The organism is Nonomuraea sp. NPDC050680 (genome assembly GCF_040654555.1).
Taxonomy (GTDB): domain Bacteria; phylum Actinomycetota; class Actinomycetes; order Streptosporangiales; family Streptosporangiaceae; genus Nonomuraea.
In genome coordinates, this window is the sequence record NZ_JBFAIF010000026.1 from 41,869 (window position 1) to 53,744 (window position 11,876).

The 11,876-nt window shown below is 67.4% G+C and carries 15 protein-coding genes and 1 tRNA gene; 12 read left to right on the top strand and 4 right to left on the bottom strand.

Annotation, left to right across the window (positions count from 1 at the left end):
* Window positions 1-11: 11 nt before the first annotated feature.
* Genes AB0H88_RS45895 through AB0H88_RS45920 form a run of 6 tightly spaced genes read left to right on the top strand, consistent with a single transcriptional unit; the run spans window position 12 to window position 4,955 of the window.
* Complete coding sequence (locus tag AB0H88_RS45895) at window positions 12-1,427, top strand: FtsK/SpoIIIE domain-containing protein (RefSeq protein ID WP_357655518.1); 1,416 nt, start codon at window positions 12-14, stop codon at window positions 1,425-1,427.
* Window positions 1,427-1,627, top strand: a complete 201-nt coding sequence (locus tag AB0H88_RS45900) for a hypothetical protein (protein WP_357655520.1) — start codon at window positions 1,427-1,429, stop codon at window positions 1,625-1,627. Before AB0H88_RS45895 ends, AB0H88_RS45900 begins: the two co-directional genes overlap by 1 nt.
* Entirely contained in the window at window positions 1,620-1,775 is a 156-nt protein-coding gene (locus tag AB0H88_RS45905) for a hypothetical protein (RefSeq protein ID WP_357655522.1), read from the top strand. Before AB0H88_RS45900 ends, AB0H88_RS45905 begins: the two co-directional genes overlap by 8 nt.
* Complete coding sequence (locus AB0H88_RS45910; RefSeq protein ID WP_357655524.1) at window positions 1,772-3,382, top strand: replication initiator; 1,611 nt, start codon at window positions 1,772-1,774, stop codon at window positions 3,380-3,382. Before AB0H88_RS45905 ends, AB0H88_RS45910 begins: the two co-directional genes overlap by 4 nt.
* Complete coding sequence (locus tag AB0H88_RS45915) at window positions 3,379-3,567, top strand: helix-turn-helix domain-containing protein (protein WP_175593493.1); 189 nt, start codon at window positions 3,379-3,381, stop codon at window positions 3,565-3,567. Before AB0H88_RS45910 ends, AB0H88_RS45915 begins: the two co-directional genes overlap by 4 nt.
* Window positions 3,564-4,955, top strand: a complete 1,392-nt coding sequence (locus AB0H88_RS45920; protein WP_357655527.1) for a site-specific integrase — start codon at window positions 3,564-3,566, stop codon at window positions 4,953-4,955. The genes AB0H88_RS45915 and AB0H88_RS45920 overlap by 4 nt, the downstream gene beginning before the upstream one ends.
* A 241-nt stretch (window positions 4,956-5,196) precedes the next feature.
* Here the strand turns inward: AB0H88_RS45920 and AB0H88_RS45925 are convergent.
* Window positions 5,197-5,278: transfer RNA gene (locus tag AB0H88_RS45925), tRNA-Tyr, on the bottom strand.
* 553 nt (window positions 5,279-5,831) lie between these two features.
* Here AB0H88_RS45925 and AB0H88_RS45930 point away from each other — a divergent pair.
* The gene (locus AB0H88_RS45930) at window positions 5,832-6,329 is read left to right on the top strand and encodes a YajQ family cyclic di-GMP-binding protein (protein ID WP_357655528.1); all 498 of its coding nucleotides are present in this window, start codon (window positions 5,832-5,834) and stop codon (window positions 6,327-6,329) included.
* Window positions 6,330-6,477: 148 nt separating this feature from the next.
* Here the strand turns inward: AB0H88_RS45930 and AB0H88_RS45935 are convergent, their stop codons facing one another.
* Entirely contained in the window at window positions 6,478-6,972 is a 495-nt protein-coding gene (locus AB0H88_RS45935; protein ID WP_357655531.1) for a MarR family transcriptional regulator, read from the bottom strand.
* Between the two features lie 100 nt (window positions 6,973-7,072).
* Between AB0H88_RS45935 and AB0H88_RS45940 the strand changes: the two genes are divergently transcribed.
* The 3 genes from AB0H88_RS45940 to AB0H88_RS45950 all read left to right on the top strand — a co-directional run bounded on the left by AB0H88_RS45940 (window position 7,073) and on the right by AB0H88_RS45950 (window position 8,190).
* On the top strand, window positions 7,073-7,369 hold the full coding sequence (locus AB0H88_RS45940) for an antibiotic biosynthesis monooxygenase (protein ID WP_357655533.1): 297 nt from the start codon (window positions 7,073-7,075) through the stop codon (window positions 7,367-7,369).
* A 175-nt stretch (window positions 7,370-7,544) separates the two neighbouring features.
* On the top strand, window positions 7,545-8,045 hold the full coding sequence (locus AB0H88_RS45945; RefSeq protein WP_357655535.1) for a hypothetical protein: 501 nt from the start codon (window positions 7,545-7,547) through the stop codon (window positions 8,043-8,045).
* A gap of 4 nt (window positions 8,046-8,049) precedes the next feature.
* The gene (locus AB0H88_RS45950; protein ID WP_357655538.1) at window positions 8,050-8,190 is read left to right on the top strand and encodes a hypothetical protein; all 141 of its coding nucleotides are present in this window, start codon (window positions 8,050-8,052) and stop codon (window positions 8,188-8,190) included.
* 319 nt (window positions 8,191-8,509) lie between these two features.
* Here the strand turns inward: AB0H88_RS45950 and AB0H88_RS45955 are convergent, their stop codons facing one another.
* Window positions 8,510-9,829, bottom strand: coding sequence for an alpha/beta fold hydrolase (locus tag AB0H88_RS45955; RefSeq protein ID WP_357655541.1), 1,320 nt, complete (start codon window positions 9,827-9,829; stop codon window positions 8,510-8,512).
* Window positions 9,830-9,868: 39 nt separating this feature from the next.
* Between AB0H88_RS45955 and AB0H88_RS45960 the strand changes: the two genes are divergently transcribed.
* Complete coding sequence (locus AB0H88_RS45960) at window positions 9,869-10,420, top strand: helix-turn-helix domain-containing protein (protein ID WP_357655544.1); 552 nt, start codon at window positions 9,869-9,871, stop codon at window positions 10,418-10,420.
* Between the two features lie 63 nt (window positions 10,421-10,483).
* A complete protein-coding gene (locus AB0H88_RS45965) occupies window positions 10,484-10,957 on the top strand; it encodes an NUDIX domain-containing protein (protein ID WP_357655546.1) in 474 nt (157 codons plus the stop codon).
* 42 nt (window positions 10,958-10,999) lie between these two features.
* On the opposite strand, the gene htpX is transcribed toward AB0H88_RS45965, so the two are convergent.
* The gene (htpX, locus tag AB0H88_RS45970) at window positions 11,000-11,851 is read right to left on the bottom strand and encodes a zinc metalloprotease HtpX (RefSeq protein WP_357655549.1); all 852 of its coding nucleotides are present in this window, start codon (window positions 11,849-11,851) and stop codon (window positions 11,000-11,002) included.
* Between the last annotated feature and the right edge of the window lie 25 nt (window positions 11,852-11,876).

Sequence of the window (11,876 nt, forward strand, 5' to 3'; positions counted from 1 at the left end):
GTTCCCAGCATATGTTCAAGCGCCTTCCTGGCGACGAGACACGCAACCTCGTCACCACCACGCCCGACACGGCCATCGTCTTCCGCCCGGCCGTCATCCGCACCCCCGCCATCCTGACTCTGATCATCTTCACCTGGCGGCTCCTTGCCGGACTCGTCCGGCTCTTGCGGCGCCACCCCGTCGCCATGCTCGCGACGCTCACCCCCGGTGTCCTCACGCTGCTGTACGGCTGGCAGACCGCGCTGCTGCTCATCGCTCCCGTCCCGGCAGGGCTGGCGGCCTGGGCGCTGACCAACTGGAACAGCTTCGCCCGCCTGATCGGCCGGCGGCTGCTGGCCTGGTGGCGGCTCGTCTTCATCTACCGGCGGCACTGGCAGCCCGTCATGATCGTCTCCGGCCTCGGCAGGCACCTGTGGGGCCGCGACTACCTTCCCCGGCTCGGCAAGGTCACCTGCACGGAGTGGGCCGACCTGGTCACCGTTCGGATGCTCAAGGGGCAGTCGGTCAAGGACTGGGCCGATCGCCTCGACCACCTCGCCCAGGGGTTCGGCTCCACGTCATGCCGGGTCGCGCTGTCCCGGGCTGGTCGCCTCACGCTCACCTTTCCCCGGCATGACCCGCTGGCCGAACGCATCCCGGCGCTTCCCGTGCCGGGCACCCCGACCGTGGGGCCGGTCGAGATCGGCAAGCAGGAGGACGGACGGCCGTGGCTGCTCAAAGTGCACGGCACACATGTCCTGGTCGCGGGCGCCACCGGAGCGGGCAAGGGCTCGATCATCTGGTCCACGATCCGCGGGCTCCTCCCGGCCGTCCGCGCGGGCCTGGTCGAGGTCTGGGCGCTGGACCCCAAGCTGATGGAACTGTCCTACGGACGCGCCCTGTTCGGCGAACGGTACGCCGCCACCCCCGAGGACTGCGCTGACCTGCTCGACCAGGCCGTGACCGTCATGCAGAAGCGCGCGGCCCGCTTCGCCGGCGTCCAACGCTCCCACACCCCGACCGTCGATGACCCCTTCGTCCTGGTCGTGGTCGACGAGGTGGCGTTCCTGACCGCCTATCAGTCCGACCGGGAGCTGAGACGCCGGATCTCCGCGGCCCTGGCCACCCTCACCACGCAAGGCCGCGCGGTGGGCGTGGGCGTGCTGGCCGCGCTCCAGGACCCGCGCAAAGAGGTCATGAACATCCGCAACCTGTTCCCCGACAAGATCGCCCTTCGGCTGGACGAGTCGGAACAGGTGGACATGGTCCTCGGCGACGGCGCACGAGACCGGGGAGCCTTGGCCGACCACATCTCACCCGTCCCCGAACTAGGCGCCGGTGTCGGCTACGTCCGACTGGAGACCTCACCCGACCCGATCCGCGTCCGCGCCGCCTACGTCTCCGACACCGACATCCGGGAGATGGCCGACGCGGGAGGGGGCGCCTGATGAAGGTCTGCTTCCACGGCACCGCCGAAGAGATCGAGCTGGTGGCAGGCCGTTCGATGCTCGTCATGCTCACCGTTCGTGACCTTCCCCGCGTACGAGCCTTCGAGGTCTTCCACACCCACATCAGCCGCCACCCCTACCAAGGGCTGTACCGGCTGTGCGCCGAACTGGCCGAGACGGAGGGCAGCGACCATGCGTGACCTCGCCTACCTCCTCGACGGGCTGCGCTGCTCGGCCTGCCTGAGCGACAACACGCTCTGGATGGACCTGGCGGCGGGCCTGGTCGAGTGCCGCGAGTGCGGCCAAGGCGCCCTCATCGACCCCGACCACGACGAGGAGGAGCTATGACCTACGACCGCGCGTTGCCCCGCGCCGAACGGCTGGCCATGCCGCTGGCCCGCGACGTGGCCGAAGAAGTCGCCAAGCAGTACGGCGTGTGCATCCGGCCCGTCCCGCTCAAGCGGCTCGACACCCACACCGGTACGTGGGAGATCGTCGATGTCCCCTGCGGGGCCACCCTGGAGGCCAAGTGCCCGCCGTGCGCCAAGCGCAACCGGCAGCTCCGCATGGCCCAGTGCCGGGAAGGCTGGCACCTGGAGGCCGAACCGGCCATCACACCGGACGAGCCAAACGACGAACAGCGCTGGCTGGTGGAGTTCCGCGCCGACGTCCAAGCTCAACGCGACCAGGCCGACCAGGCAGGTCAGGACACCACTGACCTGGACGAGCTGATCTCGGGTCTGGATGAGGAGATCAACGCGGCAGGGATGCGCGGCAACGTCCTCGGCCGCACTTGCCCCAAGCGCAACCGCTCGACCCGGCGACGGCAGGACGCCCCCGACCTGCCCAAGCGCAAGATGGCGGCAACGACGCTCGGACGGACCTTCACCGGCTCGGACGGCAAGATCTACCGTCCGTCACTGTTCGTCACCCTCACCCTCCCCTCCTACGGCAAGGTCAAAAACGGGACTCCCGTCGATCCGGACAGCTACGACTACACGCGGGCCGCCCGGGACGCGCTGCACTTTTCCAAGCTGGTCGATCGCTTCGTACAGAACCTGCGCCGCGTCGCGGGCTATGACGTGCAGTACTTCGCGGCCGTGGAACCTCAGAAGCGGCTCGCGCCGCACCTGCACATGGCCATCCGTGGCACCCTCCCGAGGGCGGAGGTCAAGCAGATAGCCGCCGCCACCTACCACCAGGTGTGGTGGCCGCCGGCTGACCGAGTGATCTTCGACGGTGACTGTCTACCCGAATGGGAGGACGGGACGGGCTACTTCGACCCGGCAACCGGCGAGGTGCTGCCCACCTGGGATCAGGCACTCGACCAGCTCGACACCGATGAGGCGGCCGAACCCCTGCACGTGCTCCGCTTCGGCGTCCAGGTGGACGTGCAAGGCCTGCTCGCCGGTACTCCGGATGCCGACCAGTGCATCCGCTACCTGTCCAAGTACCTCACCAAGTCGATCTCCGACAGCCTCGACCCCGACGACCAGGCCCAGCGCGACCACGCCGCACGGATGGCTGAGGCGCTGCGCTTCGAGCCCTGCTCGCCGACCTGCCCGAACTGGCTGCGTTACGGCGTCCAGCCCAAGAACGCCAAGCCGAGCATGACTCCCGGCCGGTGCCGGGGCAAGGCCCACAAACCCGACCACCTCGGCTTCGCCGGACGCCGCGTCCTGGTCTCCCGCAAGTGGTCCAACAAGACCCTCGCCGAACACAAGCAGGACCGCCGCACCTGGGTCCTCGAAGCCCTCGGCCAGGCCGACCAGCCAACCGACCCACACCGCTACGTCTGGAAGCCCGTCCCGGCCAGTGACGCGAATGTGGCTCCGCTGGCCATACGCCTTCTTCGGTCGGTCGCCGAACGGCAACGCTGGCGCGCCCACATGGCCCGACTCCAAGCGGAAGCCGGAGACCAAGATCTTTCGGCAACTGCGGGGAGGGCGGCATGAAGCGAGACGAACTGCTCACCGTCGCCCAGGTACTCGACGAACTCGGCGGTGTCTCCCGCCGCACCTTCTACCGCTGGCGCGAGATCGGTAAGGCGCCGGAAGGCATCCGCCTGCCCAACGGCGAACTCCGCATCTACCGCAGTGACCTCGAAGCCTGGCTTGAATCCCTCCGGAGCGCAGCATGAAGACGTCGTACCACGTGAAGTTCTGGGAGATCCGCCCCAACAAGTCAGCGACGAAGTCCGGCAAGACGATCTCGTACACGGTGCGCTGGACCGTGGCCGGCCGCGAGAAGTCCAAGACCTACGAGAAGTCCGCACAGGCCAAGAACTGGCTCTCCGACCTCAGGCAGGCCGCCAAGAACGGAGAGCCGTTCGACATCGAAACCGGCCTCCCTCTGTCCATGATCAAGGCCAAGGAGGCGCGTACGGTCCTCGACTTCGTCAGGGCGTACGTCGAGATGAAATGGCCGCATGCGGCCTCCAAGAGCCGTGACAGCATGTCTGATGCGCTCTCCACGGTCCTCCCTGCTCTGACCAAGGAGACGCCCGGTCGGCCCGACGCCAAGGTCCTCCGTGGAGCATTGCGCAAGTACGCCTTGCTGCCAGAGGGCAAGCGGCCAGCCACTCCCCCGGACATGGCCCAAGCCATTCGGTGGCTGGAGTCGGCATCCCTCGACGTCCAAGATCTGAACGAGACCAAGGTCATACGTCCTGCGCTCGACGCCCTGGCGTTGTGCCTGGATGGGACGAAAGCAGGCGCCAACACCGTCAAGCGGAAGCGGGCCGTGCTCCACAACGTGCTGGAGTACGCCGTGGAACTGGAGGAGTTGCCCTCCAACCCGCTGCACCGCGTCAAGTGGTCCCCTCCCAAGACGACTGAGACGGTAGACCCGCGCGTGGTCGTCAACCCTCGTCAGGCTCGGGAGCTGCTGGTGGCGGTTACCTATGTCGGCAAGCGCGGGCGAGGCCGACGGGGACGTGGGCAGCGGCTTATGGCCATGTTCGCCTGTATGTACTTTGCTGCCCTACGTCCGGGCGAGGCGGTGAGTCTGCGCAAGGACGACTGCTACCTGCCGCTGAAGGGTTGGGGACGGCTCACACTCGACGTCTCCCGACCCGAAGTGAACAGACAGTGGACGGACACCGGAGACGCACACGAGCAGCGTGGGCTCAAGCATCGTGGAGAGACCGACGTCCGAGTGGTGCCGATCCCTCCGGAACTGGTCAAGATCCTGCGCGAGCACATCGCAGAGTTCGGCGTCGGCGAAGACGGCAGGATCTTCCGCAGCGAGCGCGGCGGCGTGGTGGCCTCGACGGCGTACACGGAGGTGTGGCAAGAAGCCCGCATGCTCGCCCTGATGCCCGGCCAGGTTGCCTCGCCACTCGTGCGGCGGCCGTACGACCTGCGGCACGCGGCCGTCTCGCTCTGGCTCAACGGCGGCGTACCGGCTCCTGAGGTTGCCAAGCGGGCCGGTCACGGCGTGGATGTCCTGCTCCGCGTCTACGCCAAGTGCATCGACGGGCAGGAGGAGATCGTGAACCAGCGGATCGAGGACGCGCTTGCTGCGTGAGATCTCACGAGGAACAGCCAACGGGCTCCGGATCACCCTCCGGGGCCCTTCGGCGTTGCCGGGCTCTGATCGTTCCGCGACTGTTCCGGATCAAGGTGTCCGACCTGGGGAAACACCCCATGATCCATTCCGGGTATATTCCGGGACCAGCTACAAACGGCGGCTCAGAGGGGCCTACGGCTGCTTACCCCAGAAACGCAGAAGAGGCCCCGTAGGGCCTCTGAGCTGCTCTTACTGCGTGTGGCAGGTGCAAGGTTCGAACTTGCGTAGGCTGAGCCGACGGTTTTACAGACCGCTCCCTTTGGCCACTCGGGCAACCTGCCGTGCCATCCGCTCTCGCGGCGACATCAGAAGAATAGCGGACTTCCGAGGTACACGTGACACCGGTTTGTCCCACGTCGGATCCCGCCTACCTGCTCCGCCGAAACGGTATTCGCCCCACCATCGACCGGGCCGTCCCCTTGAGCAGGCCCGTGTCTTTGGCCTGCGAGAACGGCTCGCCAGGCACCGAGGGCCGAGGAAGTCTCAGAGCTTCGCGTGGGGGTAGGGCTCGGCGAGCGCCAGTAGGTGGCGGTCGGACAGTCGACGCGGGGCCGTGGCCAGCCGCTCGACCTCGCTCTTCAGGGATAGCGTCCTGTACGGCCGGAGCCGACTCCGCGCACCCGTACGATCCCCACCAAATCCATCGAAGAGCTCCCAAATGGGGAGGCGACGCCGGTGATCCTTCGGTGTGGCGCGTGGATCAAGGCCTGGCGCCCTGCACGACGCGCCGATGCTGGCTAGGCTCGTACGCTGGGGTCCGCGTTCGCAGAGGGCGCGTTTCGAGGTCCGCAAGATCTGGAACCGGATACCGCCAAATGCTTACGCAGCGAGAGGATGTGCGTTTTGGCCGATTCATCTTTCGACATCGTCAGCAAGATCGACCGCCAGGAGGTCGACAACGCGCTGAACCAGACGGTCAAGGAGATCGGACACCGCTTCGACTTCAAGGGCACCGGGGCCAGCATCAGCTGGACCGGGCAGAGTATCGAGATCAAGGCCAACAGCGAGGAGCGGGCCGGGGCCGCGCTCGACGTGTTCAAGGAGAAGGTGATCAAGCGAGGCCTCTCCTTGAAGATCCTCGACGCGGACGAGCCCAAGCTGTCCGGCAGGGAATATCGCATGCTGGTCTCGCTCAAGGAGGGCATCGACCAGGAGAACGCCAAGAAGATTTCCAAGCTGATCCGTGACGAGGGACCCAAGGGTGTCAAGGCGCAGATCCAGGGTGAGGAACTTCGGGTCAGTTCGAAGAAGAAGGACGATCTCCAGGAGGTCATGTCCCTGCTCAAGGGCAAGGATCTGGACATCGCCCTGCAGTTCGTGAATTACCGGTAGCGGGCGCCCGCCGTACGTCTGAGATCGCGGAGGGGCACGTCCGGGGCACGCGGGCGAGTGCGCTGTCCACAAGGTCACGCGCGACTTCTCTGGTGCCTCGGGCCGCTCCCCTCACAAGCGCCCGCTCACATGGCCGGTTGATGGGGGCTCAGATCTCGGTGTCCTCACCTGCCGGCTCGGCCGGCGTGTTCTCCCGCCAGGCGCGCTGCCGCCTTGTTATCTCGCGCAGGAGGCGCTCGAACTCGGCGTACACGTCGGCGCCAATAGCGTGCCTGTGCCGGTGCTCGATCGCGGCAAGGATGGCGTCCGAGCGGCTCATCTGGTCCAGCCCGTGCGCTGTGGGCACGATGAGCTTGGCGCGGCGGTCGCTGGGGTCGGGGCGGCGTTCGAGGTAGCCAAGGGCCTCCAGCTCGTCGATCAGCTTGCCGACGACCTGCTTGTGTTGCCCTGACGAGCGGGCCAGATCGGTGGCACGGCTACCCTCGGCATCCAGGTAGGCCAGGACCGCCCCATGCTGCGGTCGCAGGCCGGAATGTCCCTGCTCGGCGAGGGTTTCGAACAATTCCTCCTGCACGGCGAACAGTAGCCGGCTGGCAAGCACCCCCAGATCAGGATCCGTCCGCTTTCGCTCGCTACGCCTCATGACCAGCCTCCCTTAGTAACCGAAGATTATAGTCACCTATCTTGACTATATATTTGGGTGACTATATCGTTCTCACCGTACCGCGATCGAGGAGGAACCCATGAGCACAACCGTCGAACTGACCCGCTTCAAGGTGCGCCCTGAACAAGCGGAGGCGATGCTGGCGGCACGCCCGGCGATGCTGGCCGACTTTCGCGGCGACCGGGAGGGCTTCCTCGGTGCCCGTCTGGTGCAGTTGCCCGGGGACGAGTGGCTGGATGTTGTCGAATGGCGCTCGGCGGAGGACTTCGCCGTCTCGCGCGCCAAGGGCGCCAACCTGCCGGGCATCGCCGCCTTTTTCGGCACCATCGCCGAGTTGGTCAGCGCTGAGGAGGGCGTCCTGGCCGACGCCTGGTGACGGGCGAGCGCGCCTACAGCTACACCCGTCGCCGCTTCTCCTTCGGTGGTGGCGGCGGCGCCCTGGAGAACCATCGCCTGGCCGCTGCTGTCCTGCGCGCGGCCACGCGATCGGGGCATGTGCAACGTTGATACCGTCTACACCTTCTAGCCGATCTCGCCAGTAGCCTGTCACGATGACCATGCTTGTTCACATCACCGCGGCCAAGCACACACGGTCGATGCGGCGCAGCGGCATCCGTGCGGTGAGCGGTGGGCATGACGATATCTCTGGTGTCTATTGCCTGCCGGTGCTCCCGTCGTACCAGATCACCCATCAGTGGGTCCGTGAGCTGCGGCGAGGCGGGCAGCGTACCCTCGTCGCGGTCTATTTCCGGGTGCCAGATGACGAACCGGTGCAGGTCGGCCACTACAGCCGCTTTCCCGCCGAGATGGCCAGCGCGGAGGCATCCGCGCTGATCGCGGCCCAGCAGGATGCACGCGGGTACGAATTCTTCGTCGCGCGGCCCATCCGGGCCGACGAGATCCACCGCATCCGCGCCGTCAATCAGGTGACCGGGTGGCGCTACATGCCGGACGCTCATGGGAGACCGCCATGCGCGTGCCCGATCTGCAATCCCTCGGGCCAGTACGGCGCCGCCAAGATCCGGAAAGCCTTTGGCGACCCTGACGAGTAGTCGGATGGACGAGGAAATCAGTGAGGAACTGCGAGGCAAGCTGACTGAGCTTGCCCGGCTTCAGGACGGCGAAGCCGGCGATTTGACGGACGAGCACGAACGCTGGGCGCTCTACCGAGTCGCGATCGAAGACGGCACGGTGTAACCGAGCTCCGCTCTGACGGCTTTCCGCATGACCAGGTGGTCGACAGCTTGCCGGGCTGGTCCAACTGGCTCCAACTCCGGATCACCGCGGTCGTTGAGGACACGGCTGTGTTGCGGATCCTGGCGGAACAGGGCCGGACCAAGAGGGTGCGCAGGCAGGCGACAGAGGCGGCGCAGATGTCCGCACGCCGCCGCGGCCGCTCCGCGCGAAGCTGACCAGGCGCAGCCCACAGCCCCGCGTACGCGTGGCAGATGTCGGCCGGCCAGGCGAACCATTCGATCTGGCGTCCTGATCCGTGGTCAAGGTCGAGTCGGTTTGGTCAGCGCGTGAGGCCGGAGATGAGTCTGGCGATCTTCCCCTGGCGGGGTGCCAGCCAATCGGCGATGTCGGCGACGACGGCCGCGTCGACGTGCTGGGGCGACTCGTAGTCCGCGGGAGTGGACGGGCCCGAGCCGGAGAAGAATAGGTGGTCGTCGGCGTCGTGGACGCGGATGGTGACGTCCGCCCGGTGGGCGAGACCTGCCTGCCAGCGGGCGAGGTCGTCGGCGACGGTCACCTGGTAGTCGCGGCCGCCCTGCAGGATGAGCATCGGCTTGTCCAGCGCCGCCGCGGTCGCCACCGGGTCGTAGCCACGCAGATCCAGCCAGTACGCCGCCGAATAGCCGAACGGCAGTTCGGTGGCGGGCGTGTCGGGCGACAGGCCGGGGCTGTCGACCATCGCGGCCTGCCGCGTGATCATCTCGGCGGCGGACCGCGCGCCGGGGTCCAGCGAGGCGAGGTAACTGACGACGCGTACGGCGGCCTGGTGCATCGGCTGGGCATCACCGGCCAGCAGCACCAGACCGGCCACGGACGGCTCGGCGGCGGCGACTCGCGGGGCCACCTTGCCGCCCATGCTGTGGCCGGCGACGTACACCCTGGCGGCATCCACGGTCGGGTGGCGCTGCAGCAGGTGGATGGCGGCGACGGCGTGCGGGACGTACTCGTCGCTCATCGTGAAGTCGGATTTGCCGGCCACCTGACCGGCGTGGGCGTAGGTCACCTTGTCGAAGCGCAGCACCGCCACACCACGACTGGCCAGCCCCCAGGCCAGGTCCTTGAGCGGCTTGTTGGGGCCGCTGGTCTCATCCCGGTCGAACGGTCCGCCGCCGCTGAGCAGCACCACGCCGGGCCACGGGCCACGCCCGCGCGGCACGCTCAACGTGCCGGGTACGGCCAGCGCGCCGGAGCCCACGGTGACCTCGTGCTCGTCGAAACTCTTACGACGCGCGTACGGCGGCGGCGTCCATTGCGCGGTGAGCGCCGGCGCGAGCCGCAGACCGTGGAGCAGACCGGCCTCGTCGACCGACATGACCACCGTCAACCCGCCCCGATCGCACGTCACCGGCACGCTCACCCGGGTCAGCCCCGCCTGGACCGGCTCGCTCACCGGCGTCCCCAACGCCGAGATCGACCCGATCCTGGAGATCAGGCCTTCCCACTCGACGCGCAGCGCCTCAGCGGACACCACCGCTCGCAGCGGCGGGGCGAATAACTCCTCGACATCCGCGAAGCGCCCATTCCCCGCCATTTCGACGACCGCCGTGGCGACGGCCGCCGGGCCCATTCCCATCGTCATCTCGACACCGACCTTTCTCATGTTTTGCGAACGGTAGCACAGCATGAGATCGTTGTGCGGATGGAATCCTTGGAGCTACTGGCACATCCGGTACGTCTGCGGATCGTGCACGCGATGCGCGGCGGGCGTTCACTCACCACCACTCAGCTGTGCGCCCGGATCCCCGACGTCTCGAAGGCCATGGTCTATCGGCACGTCGACCTGCTCGCGTCCGGCGGAATCCTGGAGGTGGCCGGCGAGAGGAGGGTGCGGGGCGCGGTGGAACGCCACTACCGCCTACGCCTCGACCGGGTCACTGTCGACGCCGACGCGCTCGCGGCGCTGTCGCCCGACGACCACCGGCGCGTCTTCGCCACCTCGATGGCGGTCCTGGTCGCCGAGTTCAACGCCTACCTCGACCGCGAGAACGCCGACCCGATGGCCGACCTCGTCGGCTACCGGCAGCACGCCATCTGGCTCAACCGTGGCGAACTGGAGAAAATGATCGGCGAGCTGCGTCGGGTGATCTGGCCCCTGCTGGCCAACCAGCCGACGCCGGACCGCGCGCAATACCTGCTCAGCCCCCTCTTCTTTCCGATCGAACAGCCATCCGCCGACCCCGAGTCCGATTGACGATCCGGCGACCTGTGGCATCACATCCGCAATCCGGAGAACACCCGCATAAGCTCCCGTGACGTGACGAAGATCCCTCTGCGCCGTTTTACGGCCCGCGCCCTGCCCATCGACGAACAGGGCAGGGTACTCCTGCTCCACGGATTCAATCCCGCCCGGCCCGACGAGCCCTTCTGGTTCACCATCGGTGGCGCCGCCGAGGACGGGGAGACACTCCACGAGGCCGCTCTGCGCGAGCTGCACGAGGAGGTCGGGATCCGGGTCGGGGCCGATCAGCTCACCGGTCCGTACGGCACGAGCACGATCGAGTTCTTGTTCGCCGAGTACGCCGTCACCCAGGACCAGACGTTCTTCGCGGTCCGGGTGGCCGAGGGCACGGACATCTCGTACGAGCACATGGAGGAGATGGAGAAGGCCACCACGCTGGGTCACCGATGGTGGAGCCCGGAGGAACTGGAGGCCACTGAAGAGGTCTTCTTTCCCGAGGACCTCGCCGCCCTCCTGCGCAAGATCAACTCAGCTGCTTGGCGAGCATGAGGCAATGGTCATGAGAGTGGCGGGAGCCCTCGGCGTGGCGGATCAGCGGCGGTAGCCCGCCATGCGCTCCAGCCGCGCGACCCGCTCGGAAGTGGGCGGGTGGGTGGAGAACAGCCGCCCGAACCCGGACCCGCTGAACGGGTTGGCGATCATCATGTGGGAAGCCGAGGTGAGGCGGCTGTTCTCCGGCAGCGGCAGCCGGCGAGCGCCCATCTCGATCTTGCGCAGCGCAGAGGCCAGCGCCAGCGGATCGCCCGTCAGCCGGGCGCCGGACTCGTCCGCCTGGAACTCCCGCGTTCTGGAGATCGCCATCTGCACCATCCCCGCCGCCACCGGTCCGAGAACCATCATGAGCAGCGCCCCTACGAACCCGGGCCCCTCATCGTCATCGGACCCACCGAAGAACACGGCCACGTAGCTGAGCCAAGTGATCATCGTGGCCAGCGCGCCGGCTACTGACGAGACCAGGATGTCTCGGTTGTACACATGGGACAGCTCGTGTCCGATGACTCCGCGCATCTCGTCCGGGTTGAGCAGCTGCGTGAGCCCGTACGTCACGCAGACCGCCGCCTGGCGCGGGCTCCGTCCGGTCGCGAAGGCGTTCGGTTGCACGGTGGGCGAGATGTACAGGCGCGGCATCGGCTGCCGGGCTTCGTTGGAGAGCTCCCGTACGATCCGGTAGAGCATGGGCTGCTCGACCTCGCTGACCTGCCGCGCCCGCATCGCCGACAGGGCGATCCGGTCGGAGAAGAAGTAGGCGACACCGCTGCTCGCCATGGCGAACACGAACGCGAGCTGCAGCCCGGTGCCACCGCCCAGCCACCCTCCCACCGCGAGTATCAACGCAGATAGGCCGCCCAGCAGAATGGCGGTGCGCAGACCGTTGTGGTGCAAGGTTCCCCCCTTCGCGGTGTGGGTT